The organism is Pseudonocardia sp. ICBG601 (genome assembly GCF_020496245.1).
In genome coordinates, this window is sequence record NZ_JAHLJA010000152.1 from 201,443 (window position 1) to 216,925 (window position 15,483).

Consider the following 15,483-nt stretch of genomic DNA (forward strand, 5'->3'; position numbering starts at 1 on the left):
CTCAGCGGTCCTGCAACGCGTCCAGCGCGACGGCGAAGGCGGCGGCCAGGCGGAAGTCGATGCGCGGGTCCGGGACGGAGACGTCGTAGGAGTCGCGCAGCGACCACCGCCGGTCGCTGCTCATCAGCAGCGTGCCGCCGGAGTCCTCGGTGACGTCGAAGTGGTACGGCAGCGGCAGGTTCTCGGCCACCCGGCGCAGCAGGGCGACGCCGAGGCTGCGCTCGCGGCCGGTCGCGGCGACGCCCGGCGCGGTCAGCGTCCAGGTCGAGCGCAGCAGGCTCGCGCCGAACCGCTTGCCGAAGGTGCCGATCACCCGGCCGTGCTCGTCGAACACGTCGTGCTCGGCGCGGACGTCGAGACGCTGGCGGGCGCGGAAGGAGAACACCGCGCGGGAGCGGCTGTCGTCGGCCCAGAAGGTCACCTGCTCCTTGAAGGCGAACCGCTTCTGCTGCGCGAACGCCATGAGCGCGCCCGCGCTGCCGTCGGGGTTCGCGGCGTGCACGTCGTAGCGGTTCACGCCGAGGGTGATCCGCTGGCGGACGAGGAAGCGGGGCAGGTGCATCGCGGCCGTCACGGGGCCCGAGTCTGGCCGGACCGGATCCGGGCGGCGACACCGGACCGGGGGTTACCCACGGGTAGGGCATACTGCCGCCCATGAGCCGGCAGCGTCGTCGACACGAGGTCCCCGCGCACACCCCCCGTTCCGCGGTGGTCACCGGCGCGGCCCGCGGCATCGGCGAGCAGATCGCCCGCGAGCTCGTCGGGCGCGGCTACCGGGTGCTGGTCACCGACCTCGACGAGGCCGCGGCACAGGCCACCGCGACCCGGATCGGAGCGGCCGCCGGCACCGCCTGCGACGTCACCGACCCGGCCGCGTCCGTGGCGGCGGTGGCCCGGGCCCGCGAGCTCGCGCCGCTGGGCGCCTGGGTGAGCAACGCCGGCGTCGGGTTCGACGGCACCGTCACCGACATCGCCGAGGCCCGCGCCCGCGCGCTGGTCGAGGTCAACCTGCTGGGCCCGATCTGGGGCGCCCGGGCCGCGGTGACCGCGTTCCGCGAGCAGACGGCGGCGGGGACCGCCCGGGGCGGCGAGATCGGCGTGACCGTGTCGCTGTCCGGCCTCGGCCCGGTTCCGGGCCTGTCGGTGTACGCGGCGTCGAAGGCGGGCGCGCTGTCCATGGTGTCCGCGCTGGCCTCGGAGGTGCGCCGGGAGGGCATCGGGGTGCACGCGGTCTGCCCGGACGGGGTGAACACCGAGCTGCTGCGCTCGATGACGCCCGGCGGCCAGGGCCAGGCGCTCGTGCGGTCCGGGGTGCTGGTCACCCCCGGGCAGGTCGCGACGGCGCTGGTCGGGATGTTCGGCACCGACCGGGTCTACCGGACGCTGCCCGCCTGGCGGGGTGCGCTGCTCCGCCTCACCGCGCTGGCCCCCGGGCCCGCGCTGCGCCTGGAGCCCGCGATGCGCGCGCTCGGCGAGCGGCGCGCCCGCTCGCTGCGCCCCTGACCCGGCGGGTCAGGCGTCGCGGTCCTTGGCCCGCAGCTCGCGCAGCATCCGCTCCTGGCGCTCGCGCTTGCGCAGGGCGCGGTCGCGGGCGTCGTGCTCGCGCATCCGGTTCGGGTACCCGACGAGCTGCACGTCGTAGATCGGCATCTGCAGCGACCGGGCCAGCTTCTTCGCCGCGTTCGGGTTCGCGACCCGCCTGCGGGTCCACTCGCCGTCGTGCGCGACGAAGACCACCGTCGTCTCCGTCACGGTCGTGCGCGGCTCGACGAAGGCCTCGACACCGATCCGGGCGGCCGACCACTCACGCAGGTGGGCCTCCCCCTCCGCGTACGCGCCACGCCTCCCGCCGGAGCCGGATCCCCGGCCGGACCTGGGGCCCGACGGTCCACGTGACCGGAACAGGTCGAGCAGACCCATGCGCGTCATCCTCTCGTCGATCCGGTCGCACCCCTACGAACCGGACACGGTAGCTCCGAGTGCCCAACGAACGGGATCACGGATTTGCTCCCGACACCCCAGTGGCGCAGTCGCGGCCGGATGACAAGATGGTCGCCGCGTAGCGGGGTCCCGTCCGGCGGAGCCGGTCCACCGGCGGTGACCCCCGGAGGGAGCTGATCGGTGTCCGACCCGGGTGCTCGTTCCGCCGACCTGGTGATCCTGGGCGGCGGCTCCGGTGGCTACGCCTGCGCGCTGCGGGCCGCGGAGCTGGGCCTGTCGGTGGTCCTGGTCGAGAAGGACAAGCTCGGCGGCACCTGTCTGCACCGCGGCTGCATCCCCACCAAGGCGCTGCTGCACGCGGCCGAGGTGGCCGACCACGCCCGCGACGGCGCGCAGGTCGGCATCCGTTCCACCTTCGACGGCGTCGACATGGCCGGGGTGAACGCCTACAAGGACGGCGTGGTCTCCCGGCTGTACAAGGGCCTGCAGGGCCTGGTCGCCTCGCGCGGGATCACCGTGGTGCCCGGTGCGGGCACCCTGGAGGGTCCCGGCACCGTCCGGGTCGGCGACGAGCGCATCACCGGCCGCCACGTCGTGCTCGCCACCGGCTCCTACGCACGGTCACTGCCCGGCCTGGAGCTGGACGACCGCATCGTCACCTCCGACGCCGCGATCTCCCTCGACGAGGCCCCGCGCCGGGTCGTCGTGCTCGGCGGCGGCGTGATCGGCGTCGAGTTCGCCAGCGTGTGGCGCTCGTTCGGGGCCGAGGTCACGATCGTCGAGGCGCTGCCGCGGCTCGTGCCGAACGAGGACGAGTTCTGCTCCACCCAGCTCGCCCGGGCGTTCCGGCGGCGCCGGATCACCGCCCGCACCGGGGTGCGGTTCGCGAAGGCGACCCGCAGCGGCGACACCGTCACCGTGTCGCTGGAGTCCGGTGAGGAGATCGAGGCCGACCTGCTGCTGGTCGCGGTCGGCCGCGGCCCCAACACCACCGGTCACGGCTTCGCCGAGGCCGGCGTCGCGATGGACGGCGGCTTCGTGACCGTCGACGAGCGGCTGCGCACGAACCTCGACGGCGTGTACGCCGTCGGGGACGTCACCCCCGGCCTGCAGCTCGCCCACCGCGGCTTCGCCCACGGGATCTTCGTCGCCGAGGACGTCGCGGGGCTCGCGCCCCGCCCCGTCACCGACGACGGCATCCCGCGCGTCACCTACTGCGACCCCGAGGTCGCCTCGGTCGGGCTGACCGAGCAGGCCGCGCGGGACCTCCACGGCGAGGTGCACTCCCTGACCTACGACCTGGCCGGCAACGGGAAGTCGCAGATCCTGCAGACCTCCGGGGCGGTCAAGCTCGTCGCCCAGGGGCCTGCCGGACAGGGCGGACGCGTCCTCGGCGTGCACATGGTGGGCTCCCGGATCGGGGAGCTCGTCGGAGAGGCGCAACTGGTCTACAACTGGGAGGCTCTGCCCACCGACGTCGCCGCCCTGATCCACGCCCACCCCACGCAGAGCGAGGCCCTCGGAGAGGCCCACCTCGCGCTGGCCGGGAGACCGCTGCACACCCACGGCTGATCCCGGCCCCACAACCCGAACACCCACGCGGAACAAGAGGAGCTCCACCCGACATGGCCGTCACCGTTGAGATGCCCGCCCTGGGCGAGAGTGTCACCGAGGGCACCGTCACCCGCTGGCTCAAGGCCGAGGGCGACACCGTCGAGGTCGACGAGCCGTTGCTCGAGGTCTCGACCGACAAGGTCGACACGGAGATCCCGTCGCCCGCCGCGGGCGTCCTGAAGCGCATCATCGCGGGCGAGGACGACACGGTCGAGGTCGGCGGCGAGCTCGCCGTCATCGGCGACGCCGACGAGGCCGACGACGCCGGTTCGTCCGACTCCGGCTCCTCCGAGAAGGCCGAGGAGCCCGCGGAGTCCGAGGCGGAGCCCGAGCCCGAGCCGGAGCAGGCCGAGGAGGAGGCCCCGCAGCCGTCCTCCGGTGGCTCGTCGTCCGGTGGGGGCTCCGGCACCCCGGTCACGATGCCCGAGCTCGGCGAGTCGGTCACCGAGGGCACCGTGACCCGCTGGCTCAAGCAGGTCGGCGACGCCGTCGAGGTCGACGAGCCGCTGCTCGAGGTCTCCACCGACAAGGTCGACACCGAGATCCCCTCGCCGGTCGCGGGCACCGTGCTCGAGCACACCGTCGCCGAGGACGAGACCGTCGAGGTCGGCGCGCAGCTCGCGCTGGTCGGCGACGGCTCCGCCGCCCCGGCGCAGGACGAGGCGCCGAAGCAGGAGAAGGCTCCGGAGAAGAAGGAGGAGCCGAAGAAGGAGGCTCCGAAGGCCGAGCCCAAGCCGGAGCCGAAGGCCGAGCACCCCAAGGCCGAGGAGAAGCAGGAGAAGGCCCCGGCCGGGTCCGAGGACTCCCCCGCCGGGAAGATCGAGCCCTCCTCGAACGGCTCGGGCTCGGGTTCGGGCGAGAAGCCCTACGTGACCCCGCTGGTGCGCAAGCTGGCCCAGGAGCACGGCGTCGACCTCGACTCGGTCACCGGCTCCGGCGTCGGCGGCCGCATCCGCAAGCAGGACGTCCTCGCCGCCGCCGAGCAGGCGAAGGCCCCGGCGCAGGAGAAGCCGTCCGCCCCGGCGGAGCAGCCCGCCTCCGGTGGCGCGCCCAAGGAGCCGAAGGCCGTCCCGACCCGCGCGGACAACGCGCCGGAGCCGGGAACCACGGTCAAGCTCCCGCGCCTGCGCCAGGTCATCGCGCAGCGGATGAACGAGTCGCTCGCCACCTCGGCGCAGCTGACCACCGTCCAGGAGGTCGACCTCACCCGCATCGTCAAGCTGCGGAACCGGGTCAAGGAGGACTTCAAGCGTCGCGAGGGCGCCAACCTCACCTTCCTGGCCTTCATCGCCAAGGCGACCATCGAGGCGCTCAAGGCGTTCCCGTCGCTCAACGCCTCGATCTCCGAGGACAACAAGCAGGTCACCTACCACGGCTCGGTCCACATGGGCATCGCCGTGGACACCCCGCGCGGCCTGCTCGTGCCGGTGATCAAGGACGCCGACGACCTGTCGCTGGCCGGGATCGCCAAGAAGATCGCCGACGTCGCGGCCCGCACCCGCGACTCGAAGATCGGTCCGGACGAGCTGTCGGGCGGCACCTTCACGATCACGAACATCGGGTCCGCGGGCGCGCTGTTCGACACGCCGATCATCAACCAGCCCCAGGTCGCCATCCTGGGCACCGGCGCGATCTCGAAGGAGCCGAAGGTCGTCACCGGCCCCGAGGGCGACGACGTCATCGCCGTCCGCTCGGTCTGCTTCCTGCCGATGACCTACGACCACCGCCTGGTCGACGGCGCCGACGCCGGCCGCTTCCTGTCCGCGGTCAAGGCCCGGCTGGAGGAGGGCGCCTTCGAGGCCGAGCTCGGCCTGTAGGCACTCCCCGCGACACACGGCGGCCCGTCCCGGTTCACCCGGGGCGGGCCGCCGTCGTCACCGGTCCGGGTGAGCGGGTGACGATGGTCGCGGCATGTCCGGCTCGCGCGTCCGCCCAGGACCGGGAAGGATCGCGGCCGTGCGAGTCGTCGTGGCCGGTTCGTCCGGACTGATCGGAACAGCCCTGGTCGCCCACCTGAGGGGCGCGGGGCACGAGGTGCTGCGCCTGGTGCGGCGCACCCCCGCCGCCCCCGACGAGCGCGGCTGGGACCCGCCCGCCGGCACCGTCCAGGACGGCACCCTCGACGGCGCCGACGCGGTCGTGAACCTCAACGGCGCCGGCATCGCCGACCGGCCGTGGACCGGCGCCCGCAAGCAGCTGATCCGCGACTCGCGCAACGTCCCCACCGACGTCCTCGCCGAGGCCGTGGCCCGACACAGGGTCCCGGTGCTGGTCAGCGGCTCGGCCGTCGGCTACTACGGCGACACCGGCCAGGTCGTCGTCGACGAGTCCGCGCCGTCGGGCTCGGGGTTCCTCGCCGACGTGTGCCGGGACTGGGAGGCCGCCACCGCACCCGCCGTGGACGCCGGCGCCCGGGTGGTGCTCGTCCGCACCGGTCTGGTCCTGTCCCCCTCCGGTGGGCTGCTCGCGATGCTGCGCCCGCTGTTCAAGGGGTTCCTCGGCGGGCGGATCGGCAAGGGCACCCAGTTCATGCCGTGGGTCTCCCTCGACGACCAGGTCGCGGCGATCCGGTTCGCCGTCGAGACCGAGGCGCTGTCCGGCCCGGCGAACGTGACCGGCCCGGTGCCGGTCACCAACGCCGAGTTCACCAAGGAGATGGCCGCGGCCGTCGGGCGGCCCGCGCCGTTCCCGGTGCCCGGCCCGGTGGTCTCCACCGTGCTCGGCGAGATGGGCCGCGAGATGCTGCTCGGCGGCCAGCGGGCGGTGCCGGCGGCGCTGCTCGAGGCCGGGTTCCAGTTCCGCCACCACACCGTCGGCGACGCGCTCTCGGCCGCGGTCGGGTCATGACCCCGTCCGACGTCGACGTCCTGGTGGTCGGGGCGGGCCTGTCCGGCCTGCGCGCGGCCACCGTGCTGCACCGGCACGGGCTGACCGTGCGCGTGCTGGAGTCCGCCGACCGGGTCGGCGGGCGGATGGCGACCGACGTCGTCGACGGGTTCCGCTGCGACCGCGGGTTCCAGGTGCTGAACACCGGGTACCCCGCGCTGCACGCCGCGCTCGCCCCGCACGGGCTCGACACCCTCGCCGCGCGGCCCTTCGAGCCCGGTGCCGCCATCCGGGCCGGCGACGGCGAGCTGCACCGCTTCGTCAACCCGCTGCGCCGCCCCGCGTCCGCCCCGGCCACCGCGCTGGACGACCTGTTCGGCCCGATCGAGAAGGCCAAGCTCGTCGCGTGGACGGCGAAGGTGCTGGCGTCGCCGCCGTCGCGGACCGCGACGCTGGTCGACTCCTCCGCCGCCGCGGACCTCGACGCCGCCGGGCTCGGCGGCGCGGTCACCGACCGGTTCCTGCGCCCCTTCCTGTCCGGCGTGCTCGGCGAGACCGCGCTGGAGACCTCGGCCGCGTTCGTGCGGCTGGTGTGGCGCAGCTTCGCCCTCGGCACGATCGTCGTGCCCGACGACGGCATGGAGGCGCTGCCCCGGCGGCTGGCCGCGGCCCTGCCCGAGGGCACCGTGACGCTCGGGACCCGGGTGCACGCCGTGCGCGGCGGGCCCGCCCCCGCCCTGGACACCGACGACGGCACCCTGTCCGCGCGGGCCGTCGTCGTCGCGGCGGACCCGCGGACGGCCGCCGCGCTGCTCCCCGGGGTCGCCGAGCCGCGGATGAACGCGCTGACCACGTTCTTCCACGTCCCGCCGCAGGCCCCGACGGCCTCCCCGCTGCTGCACCTGGACGGCACCGGCGGGCCGGTCGTCAACACGATGGTGATGACCGCGGCCGCGCCGGGCTACTCCGCCGACGGGCGCCCGCTGGTGGCGTCCTCGATCGTCGGGACCCCGGGGTCCACCGGGGTCGACGAGCCCGCGGTGCGCCGCGAGCTGGCCCGGATCTGGGGCGTCGGCACCGACGACTGGGCGCACCTGCACACCGCGCAGGTCGACGAGGCGCTGCCGCTGTTCGAGGCGGGGCGCCCGGTGCGCCGCGACGTCGACCTCGGGGAGAACCTGTTCGTCGCGGGCGACCACCGCGACACCCCGTCCACCCAGGGTGCGCTGGTCAGCGGCCGCCGGGCCGCGCAGGCCGTCCTCGCCCGGCTGGGCGCGGCGTAAGCTCGCCGCCATGCCCGCACCGCACCTGTCCTGCCGCGCCGGAACCGACGACGTCCGGGTCGACCGGCTCGGGCGCGTGGAGTACCAGGCGGCGTGGGACACCCAGAAGGCGCACGCCGAGGCCCGCAAGAACGGCGGGCCGGACGTGCTGATGCTGCTGGAGCACCCGCCGGTCTACACCGCGGGGCGGCGCACCCGGCCGGAGGACCGGCCCACCGACGGCACCCCGGTCGTCGACGTCGACCGCGGCGGGCGCATCACCTGGCACGGGCCGGGACAGCTCGTCGGCTACCCGATCGTCGCCCTCGGCGAGCCGATGGACGTCGTGGACTACGTCCGCCGCCTGGAGGAGGCCCTCATCCGGGTCTGCCACGACCTCGGCGTGACGAGCGCGGGCCGGGTCGAGGGCCGCTCGGGCGTCTGGCTGCCCGCGCAGGGCTTCACCCCCGAGCGGAAGGTCGCCGCGATCGGCGTCCGGATCGCCGGCGGGGTCACCCAGCACGGCTTCGCGATCAACTGCGACGCCGACCTGGGCGACTTCGGGAAGATCGTGCCGTGCGGGATCGCCGACGCCGGCGTCACCACGCTGACCGCGGAGCTGGACCGGGAGGTGACCGTCGACGAGGTCGCCGGCCCGGCGGCCGCCGCCGTGCTGGACGCGCTCGACGGCCGGCTGCCGGTGGCCGAGCACCCGGTCGTCCGGCAGGTCGACCTGATGTCCGGCCTGGGCTGATCCCCCGGCCCCGGTGCCTCAGGCGAGCTGGGGCACCACCGTCGCGGCGAAGTCCTCGATGTGGGCGAGGTCGGACAGGTCGAGGACCTGCAGGTAGACCCGGGTCGTGCCGGTGACCTCGGCCCAGCGGCCGAGCCGGTCGACGATCTCGCCGGGGGTGCCGGCGAGGCTGCTCGCGCGGACCTCGGCGGCGTCGCGTCCCACCGCGGCCGCGCGGCGGTCGACCTCGGCGTCGTCCTTGCCCAGGCACAGCATCTGCGCCACCGAGTAGGTGAGCGAGCCCGGGTCGCGCCCGGCGGCGGTGCACGCGTCGCGGACCCGGCCGAACTGGGCGGCGACGGCCTCGGGCTGCTGGAACGGCACGTTGAACTCGGTGGCGAACCGGGCGGCCAGCGCCGGGGTCTTCTTCTTCCCCATCCCGCCGACGATCACCGGCGGCGCGTCCTGCACCGGGCGCGGCAGCGCCGGGGAGTCGGTGACGGTGTAGTGCCGTCCCTGGTGGGTGAAGCGCCCGCCGAGCGGGGTCGCCCACAGCCCGGTGAGGATCTCCAGCTGCTCGGTGAGGATCTCGAAGCGCTCGGCCAGCGGCGGGAACGGGATGCCCAGCGCCCGGTGCTCGGCCTCGAACCAGCCCGAGCCGAGCCCGACCTCGACGCGGCCGCCGGACATCTCGTCGGCCTGCGCGACGGCGACGGCGAGCGGCCCGGGCAGCCGGAACGTCGCGCTGGTGACCAGGGTGCCGAGCCGGATGCGCTCGGTCTCGCGGCCGAGCGCGGCGAGGGTCACCCAGGCGTCGGTCGGGCCGGGGAGGCCGCTGCCGTCGCCCATCGCGACCCAGTGGTCGGAACGGAAGAACGCGTCGTAGCCGGCGTCCTGCGTGGTGCGGGCGACCCGCAGGAGGTCGGTGTAGCGGGCGCCCTGCTGGGGCTCGGTGAAGATCCGGAAGTCCACGGGTCGCGACGCTAGCCGCCCCGGCCCGCCCGCGCCGCCCGACCACCGGCGACGGCCGTGGGGGCCCGCTCGCTACGGTCGCGTCGTGCACCCGATCCCCGACCAGACCGGCCGGACCGTCGTCGTCACCGGCACGACCTCCGGGCTCGGTCTCGCGCTGTCCACCGCGCTGGCCCGGGCCGGGGCCCGGGTGCTGATGACCGCCCGCGACGTGACCCGCGGCCGCGCCGCGGTGCGCGGGGCCGGTGGTGAGCTGGTGCTGCTGGATCTCGCCGACCTCGGGTCGGTGCGGGCCGCGGCCGCGGAGATCCGGGAGCGCACCGGGGACCGGGTGGACGTGCTCGTCAACAACGCGGGCGTCGCGATGGGGCCGCGTGCGGACACCGCGGACGGTTTCGAGCTGCAGATCGGCACCAACCACCTCGGGCCGGCCGCACTGACCTGGCTGCTGATGCCCGCGCTGCGGGCCGCCGGCGACCCGGAGCGGCCGTCGCGGGTCGTCACGACGTCCAGCCTCGGCCACCGCACCGGCCGGCTCGACCCCGACGACCTGGGGTGGCGGCGCCGGCGCTGGTCCCCGAACGCGGCCTACGGCGCGTCGAAGCTGGCGAACCTGCTGTTCGCCGCGGAGCTGGACCGGCGGCTGCGGCTGTCCGGGGACCCGGTGCTCTCGGTCGCCGCGCACCCGGGGATGACCGAGTCGTCGCTGCTCGCGAACTCCTTCCGGCGGGGCGCGACGCTGCAGGCGCGGCTGTTCGCCCCGTGGGAGCGCTGGCTCACGTCCCCGGTGTCCGAGGGCGTCGGGCCGCAGCTCGCCGCGGCGACGGGACCGGTCCACGGCGGCGACTACCTGGGCCCCACCGGGCTCGGCGAGGCCCGCGGCCCGGCCGGTCCGGCGCGGCGCTCGGCGGCCGCGCAGGACCCGGTGCTCGCGGGCAGGTTGTGGCAGGTCACGGCCGCCGCGACCGGCATCACACCGGACCCCGGGCGTAGGCTGGACGTGTGACCATCGCACCCGAAGGCCGCAAGCTCCTCCGCCTCGAGGTCCGCAACAGCGAGACCCCGATCGAGCGCAAGCCGTCCTGGATCCGCACCCGCGCCAAGACCGGTCCGCAGTACACCGAACTGAAGGGTCTCGTCCGGTCGGGCGGCCTGCACACGGTGTGCGAGGAGGCCGGTTGCCCCAACATCTACGAGTGCTGGGAGGACCGGGAGGCGACGTTCCTCATCGGCGGGGAGCAGTGCACCCGTCGCTGCGACTTCTGCCAGATCGACACCGGCAAGCCGGCCGACCTGGACACCGACGAGCCCCGCCGGGTGGCGGAGTCGGTGCAGCAGATGGGGCTGCGCTACTCCACCGTCACCGGTGTCGCGCGCGACGACCTCGACGACGGCGGCTCCTGGCTCTACGCCGAGACCGTCCGCAAGATCCACGAGCTGAACCCGGGCACCGGCGTCGAGCTGCTCGCCCCGGACTTCAACTCGATCGACGCCCAGCTGACCCCGGTCTTCGAGTCCCGCCCCGAGGTGTTCGCGCACAACCTCGAGACCGTCCCGCGGATCTTCAAGCGGATCCGCCCGGCGTTCCGCTACGACCGGTCGCTGGAGGTCATCACCAAGGCCCGCGAGTTCGGTCTGGTCACCAAGTCGAACCTGATCCTCGGCATGGGCGAGACCCCCGACGAGGTCACCTCCGCGCTGCAGGACCTGCACGACGCGGGCTGCGAGATCATCACGATCACCCAGTACCTGCGCCCGACCAAGCGCCACCACCCCGTCGAGCGGTGGGTCAAGCCCGAGGAGTTCGTCGAGCACTCCACGGCCGCCGAGCAGATCGGTTTCGCCGGTGTGATGGCCGGGCCGCTGGTGCGCTCGTCCTACCGGGCCGGCCGGCTCTACGCCCAGACCGTGGCCCACCGCGGCGAGGAGCTCTCCCCCGCCCTGGCGCACCTGGCCGACTCCGGCCCGGCCGCGCAGGAGGCCAGCTCCCTGCTGGCGCGCGGCTGAGACCTCCTCGCACCGTCGATCACCGGTCGGAAGTAGGCTGGTCACATGCCCGGCAAGCCCCGTAAGCCCTCGCCCGAAGAGAAGAAGGCGCTCAAGGCCCAGAAGAAGGCCGCGTCGAAGCAGCGTCGCCAGCAGATCTGGCAGGCGTTCCAGATGCAGCGCAAGGAGGACTCCAAGCTCCTCCCGATCATGATCGGCGTGTTCGTCGGGTCGATCGTGGTCGTCACGCTCATCGGGTGGCTGCTGGGCCTGGTCTGGTTCTTCGTGCCCTTCGGCATCCTGATCGGCGCGCTGGCGGCGTTCAGCATCTTCGGCCGCCGCGTCCAGAAGTCGATCTACGTGAAGGCCGACGGGCAGCCGGGCGCCGCGGGCTGGGCGCTGGACAACATGCGCGGGCAGTGGCGGATCACCCAGGGCATCGCGGGCACCACCCACCTCGACGCGGTGCACCGGGTCATCGGGCGGCCCGGGATCATCTTCGTCGCCGAGGGGGCCCCGCACCGGGTGAAGACCCTGCTCGCACAGGAGAAGAAGCGCACCGCGCGGGTCGCCGGCAGCACCCCGATCTACGACGTGATCGTGGGCAACGAGGAGGGCCAGATCCCGCTCAAGGGGCTGCAGCGCCACCTCATGAAGCTGCCCCGCAACATCTCCGCCGCCGAGATGGACTCCCTGGAGGGCAAGCTCAACGCCCTCGGCAGCCGCTCGGCCGCGATGCCCAAGGGGCCGATGCCCCAGGGCGCCAAGATGCGCAGCATCCAGCGCACCGTCCGCCGCCGCTGACCCCGCCGCCGACCGGGCCGCGGCGGGCCCGGTCGCAGGGCCCGCGGCGGCGACGGCCGCCGGGTCAGCCGGTCGGGTCGCCGGACGCCGGCTCGCCGCGCAGGTCCGCGAGGACGCAGTCGGCGCAGGTGCTGCCGCCGGGCACCCGGTAGTACAGGCAGCAGGACCGCCGCCGGAACGTCCAGGCGTGGTCCGGCGCCACCGGGGCCCGCCGCTCCCCCGTACCGGTCAGCCGGGGGTGCTCCAGCAGGTCCGCGGCGACGGCGGCGACGGCGTCCGCCGCGTCGGGGCGCTGGATGTCGAGCACCCGCTTGGCCCCCGCGACCGACGACGCGACGTTGCCCCACAGCACCGTCCCGGACACGCCGAAGCGCTCGCCCGCGATCTCCACGAGCGGGGTGAGCACGTCGTCGACCAGCGGGGCCAGCGCGTCCGGCGCGGGGAACGGGCAGCGCACCACCCGGGGCGGGTCGAGCGCGACGACGTCGCCCAGCGGCGTGGCCGACCACCACAGCGTCTCCGGGCGCAGGTCGACCAGGACACCGTGCAGGGCCAGCGCCGCGACCGGGCCGGACAGCAGCTTCGCCGCGAGCCCCTGCACCGCGATCGACGCGGCGATCCGCCGGCCCAGCGGCGGCTCGGCCCCGAGCGCCACCCGGGTCCGTTCGACCCGGTCCAGCAGCGCGTCGGGGGCGAGGACGGCGGCGAACGGGCGGACCGACCGTCCGGCGGCCCGCTCCTCGGTGACGTCGAGGAGCTCGAAGAACGGCCCGACCGCCGCGAGCCCGGCCAGCACGTCGCTCACCGGCGGGGTGGTGGCCGGGCGCGCGATGTCGGTGTGGTCGGTGGTCACGGTGGAAGCCTCGCATCCCGGATCGTCCCGGTCGAGGTGTTCGTGAGGGTCCCGGCGAGCGGTCCGACCCACAGCACCACCCCCGCAGCGGCGACGACCGCGACCGCCTGCGCCGCCGTCGACGACGCCACCAGCGCGGCGAGCACCGTCAGCCACAGGAGGCCCCGCGCCGTCGCCCGTCCCGTCGCTCTCGCAGCCGCCGGGTGGCGCGTCACGGCCGGGCACCGGCCGGTTCGGGCAGCGGCAGCCCGGTCACGATCCGGGCCGCCGCCGCGCCCGCGCGGCGGCCGTGCGGCCGGTCGGCCGCCACCTCCGGACCGGCCGGTGCGGCCGGGTCCGGAACGGCTTCGGTGAAGGCGGGGCGGTCAGCGGGCAGCTTGACGTGGTGCACGACCACCGAGCCGTCGGCGTCGACCCCGACACCGACGTCGAGCCGGGACCGCTGCGCCGCCCGGTGGGCCTGCCCGACGGCCCCGTCGGTCTCCGGGTCCGGGGAGGCCTCGACCGGTACGCCCTCCTCCTCGGCTCCGGCGAGCACCTCCCGCAGGACCGCGACCGGGGCGTCGGGGTGGTGGTGGACGACCACCGCCGGCGGCTCCGGTGCGGACGCGGGCCGGCTCATGCCGCCGGCTCCCCGCTGCCGACCAGCGCACTCGCGTGCGCATCGACCAGCCCGGAGGCGACGGCGTTGCGCGGCCCCTCGGTGCCGTGGACGTTGCCCGTCCCGCAGACCACACCCGACCCGGCGAGCGCGTCGGCGATCATCTGCGGGATCTCGAAGTCCAGGGCGGACCCGCCGAGCAGCACCACGAAGTCCAGCATGCGCAGCGACCCGCTCGGCGCGACCTGGCGCAGCGCCCGCAAGGCGTTCACCACGAACACCCGGCGCTTCGCCTCGCGGCGCACCCGCACCACGTGGTCGATCGAGTGCCGCGTCTTGATCGGGACCGGCCCGTCCGGGGTCATCACGACGACCCGGGCGAACACGTGCGAGGGCAGCGGCTCGGTGAAGAACTGCACCGAGCCGTCCTCGTGGCGGATGTGGAAGAAGCTCTCCACCTTCGCCAGCGGGAACCACTTGACCTGCTCGGCGGTCTCGCGGTCGTCGAGCGCCAGCTCGGAGTCGATCAGCTTGGTCACCAGCTCGCCCGCACCGGCGACGTGCACCGCGGTGCACGTGCCGTCCCGCAGCAGCAGCGCCGCGTCGGTGGAGCCGCCGCCCATGTCGAGGATCGCGATCGGCGTGTCGGTGCCCGGGGTGGTCAGGGCCCCGCGGACCGCCATCTCGCCCTCGACGCCGCCGATCCGGGCCGAGCAGCCGAGCGTCTCGGCGACCTGGTCGGCGACGACCTGCATCCGGCTGCGGCTGGTGCGCACCATCGCGGCGAGCGCGACGGCGTTCTCCAGCGACACCTCACCGGCCAGCCCGCCCCGCACCTCGCGCGGGACGAACGTGTCGATGGCCAGCACGTCGCGGATCCGGATCTCCCCGGCCGGCTGCCCGGTCACGTCGGTCATCGTGTCCCGGACCTGGGCGAGCATCCCGCCGACGTGCGTGCCGGGCTGGCCGGTCGCGTCGTCGAGGGGCTGCACCCGGGCCAGGGTCTCCATGATCTCGTCGGCGCCGGCGTCGACGTCGATCCGCAGGGTCTTGCCGGCCCCGGTCAGGACCAGCTCCCCCACCGGGACGCGCCGGTCGGTCACGTCCCCGGCCGGGGTCCGGACGACGACGGCCGACCGGTTCCCGGTCAGCGCCCGCGCCACCGGCGCGACCTGCCGGGTCTGGTCGGGGTCGAGCTCGAACACCGTGGCCAGGCCGTAGGAGTCCGACAGGGTCCGGATGGTGCGACCCGGCAGGGCCACCTCCACCGCCGCGGACATGCCGAGCGGCACCCGCTCGACGGCGCCGACCTCGTCGACGATCGGGATCGAGACGTCGATCCGGTTCGCGACGAGCACCGCGTCGTCCTGCGCCAGCACGGCCGCGACCAGCTCCAGGCCGCGTCCGAGCGCGTCGTTCAGCACCCGCGCGACGCGGTCGAAGTCCCACCCGCGCCCGACGACGGCGATCACCGGTCCCTCGGGCACCGGGCCGGGGCCGGTGAGGTCCTCCACCGCGACGGTGACGCCGACCCCGATCCCGCTGCCGCCCGGCGTCGCCGGGTTGTGCCCGATCATCGTGGACTCGGTGATGATCGTCTCGGTGATCGTCTCCATGGCGAGACCGCTGATCACCGGTGTCGCCTCGTTGAGCAGCACCTCGTCCAGCTCGTCGGCGGAGCGCCGGGCCCCTTCCAGGGCCCGGCGGACCGCCTTCACCGCGCCGTCGGTGTTGTCCGGGGTCCCCTTGACCCCGGTGGTGCGGGTCAGGGCGGTCCCGAGGTAGGTGACCCGGCCGCCGGCGTCGATCGAGGCCACGCAGGCCTCGGTCGTCGAGTTGCCGATGTCCACGCCCACGACCAGCCGCGAGCCGTCCGTCCCGTGCACCTGTG

16 protein-coding genes are annotated in these 15,483 nt (G+C 74.8%); 9 read left to right on the forward strand and 7 right to left on the reverse strand.

The window, feature by feature from the left end; all coding sequences use genetic code 11:
* Nucleotide 1: 1 nt before the first annotated feature.
* Nucleotides 2-574, reverse strand: coding sequence for a hypothetical protein (locus KPL57_RS51290; RefSeq protein WP_226357687.1), 573 nt, complete (start codon nucleotides 572-574; stop codon nucleotides 2-4).
* Nucleotides 575-654: 80 nt separating this feature from the next.
* Here KPL57_RS51290 and KPL57_RS51295 point away from each other — a divergent pair, with 80 nt between their 5' ends.
* Nucleotides 655-1,503, forward strand: a complete 849-nt coding sequence (locus KPL57_RS51295; RefSeq protein WP_226357688.1) for an SDR family oxidoreductase — start codon at nucleotides 655-657, stop codon at nucleotides 1,501-1,503.
* A 9-nt stretch (nucleotides 1,504-1,512) separates the two neighbouring features.
* Here KPL57_RS51295 and KPL57_RS51300 read toward each other — a convergent pair whose 3' ends face one another.
* On the reverse strand, nucleotides 1,513-1,920 hold the full coding sequence (locus KPL57_RS51300; RefSeq protein ID WP_073574153.1) for an oxidoreductase: 408 nt from the start codon (nucleotides 1,918-1,920) through the stop codon (nucleotides 1,513-1,515).
* A gap of 201 nt (nucleotides 1,921-2,121) precedes the next feature.
* Here KPL57_RS51300 and lpdA point away from each other — a divergent pair, with 201 nt between their 5' ends.
* The 5 genes from lpdA (at nucleotide 2,122) to lipB (ending at nucleotide 8,397) form a co-directional block, all read left to right on the forward strand.
* Nucleotides 2,122-3,513 carry a dihydrolipoyl dehydrogenase gene (gene lpdA / locus KPL57_RS51305; RefSeq protein ID WP_226357689.1) on the forward strand — a complete coding sequence of 464 codons (1,392 nt, stop codon included), beginning with the start codon at nucleotides 2,122-2,124 and terminating at the stop codon, nucleotides 3,511-3,513.
* Nucleotides 3,514-3,566: 53 nt separating this feature from the next.
* The gene (gene sucB, locus KPL57_RS51310; RefSeq protein WP_226357690.1) at nucleotides 3,567-5,372 is read left to right on the forward strand and encodes a 2-oxoglutarate dehydrogenase, E2 component, dihydrolipoamide succinyltransferase; all 1,806 of its coding nucleotides are present in this window, start codon (nucleotides 3,567-3,569) and stop codon (nucleotides 5,370-5,372) included.
* Nucleotides 5,373-5,511: 139 nt separating this feature from the next.
* Nucleotides 5,512-6,402, forward strand: a complete 891-nt coding sequence (locus KPL57_RS51315; protein ID WP_226357691.1) for a TIGR01777 family oxidoreductase — start codon at nucleotides 5,512-5,514, stop codon at nucleotides 6,400-6,402.
* Complete coding sequence (locus tag KPL57_RS51320) at nucleotides 6,399-7,664, forward strand: NAD(P)/FAD-dependent oxidoreductase (RefSeq protein WP_226357692.1); 1,266 nt, start codon at nucleotides 6,399-6,401, stop codon at nucleotides 7,662-7,664. The genes KPL57_RS51315 and KPL57_RS51320 overlap by 4 nt, the downstream gene beginning before the upstream one ends.
* 10 nt (nucleotides 7,665-7,674) lie before the next feature.
* Nucleotides 7,675-8,397 (forward strand): lipoyl(octanoyl) transferase LipB, encoded by a 723-nt coding sequence (gene lipB / locus KPL57_RS51325; protein ID WP_208822353.1) that lies wholly within the window; start codon nucleotides 7,675-7,677, stop codon nucleotides 8,395-8,397.
* 18 nt (nucleotides 8,398-8,415) lie between these two features.
* On the opposite strand, the gene KPL57_RS51330 is transcribed toward lipB, so the two are convergent.
* Nucleotides 8,416-9,348, reverse strand: coding sequence for an LLM class F420-dependent oxidoreductase (locus KPL57_RS51330; RefSeq protein WP_226357693.1), 933 nt, complete (start codon nucleotides 9,346-9,348; stop codon nucleotides 8,416-8,418).
* Nucleotides 9,349-9,433: 85 nt separating this feature from the next.
* Here KPL57_RS51330 and KPL57_RS51335 point away from each other — a divergent pair, with 85 nt between their 5' ends.
* Genes KPL57_RS51335 through KPL57_RS51345 form a run of 3 tightly spaced genes read left to right on the forward strand, consistent with a single transcriptional unit; the run spans nucleotide 9,434 to nucleotide 12,138 of the window.
* Nucleotides 9,434-10,354 carry an SDR family NAD(P)-dependent oxidoreductase gene (locus KPL57_RS51335; RefSeq protein WP_226357694.1) on the forward strand — a complete coding sequence of 307 codons (921 nt, stop codon included), beginning with the start codon at nucleotides 9,434-9,436 and terminating at the stop codon, nucleotides 10,352-10,354.
* On the forward strand, nucleotides 10,351-11,355 hold the full coding sequence (gene lipA, locus KPL57_RS51340; protein WP_178373444.1) for a lipoyl synthase: 1,005 nt from the start codon (nucleotides 10,351-10,353) through the stop codon (nucleotides 11,353-11,355). Before KPL57_RS51335 ends, lipA begins: the two co-directional genes overlap by 4 nt.
* 45 nt (nucleotides 11,356-11,400) lie before the next feature.
* Complete coding sequence (locus KPL57_RS51345) at nucleotides 11,401-12,138, forward strand: DUF4191 domain-containing protein (protein ID WP_226357695.1); 738 nt, start codon at nucleotides 11,401-11,403, stop codon at nucleotides 12,136-12,138.
* Between the two features lie 64 nt (nucleotides 12,139-12,202).
* Here KPL57_RS51345 and KPL57_RS51350 read toward each other — a convergent pair whose 3' ends face one another.
* The 4 genes from KPL57_RS51350 to KPL57_RS51365 are packed head-to-tail and all read right to left on the reverse strand — an operon-like array spanning nucleotide 12,203 to nucleotide 15,478.
* Nucleotides 12,203-12,991, reverse strand: a complete 789-nt coding sequence (locus tag KPL57_RS51350) for a (2Fe-2S)-binding protein (RefSeq protein WP_226357696.1) — start codon at nucleotides 12,989-12,991, stop codon at nucleotides 12,203-12,205.
* Nucleotides 12,988-13,206, reverse strand: coding sequence for a hypothetical protein (locus tag KPL57_RS51355; protein WP_226357697.1), 219 nt, complete (start codon nucleotides 13,204-13,206; stop codon nucleotides 12,988-12,990). Before KPL57_RS51355 ends, KPL57_RS51350 begins: the two co-directional genes overlap by 4 nt.
* Entirely contained in the window at nucleotides 13,203-13,613 is a 411-nt protein-coding gene (locus KPL57_RS51360; protein WP_226357698.1) for a glycerol dehydratase reactivase beta/small subunit family protein, read from the reverse strand. Before KPL57_RS51360 ends, KPL57_RS51355 begins: the two co-directional genes overlap by 4 nt.
* Nucleotides 13,610-15,478, reverse strand: coding sequence for a diol dehydratase reactivase subunit alpha (locus KPL57_RS51365; protein ID WP_226357699.1), 1,869 nt, complete (start codon nucleotides 15,476-15,478; stop codon nucleotides 13,610-13,612). The genes KPL57_RS51360 and KPL57_RS51365 overlap by 4 nt, the downstream gene beginning before the upstream one ends.
* Between the last annotated feature and the right edge of the window lie 5 nt (nucleotides 15,479-15,483).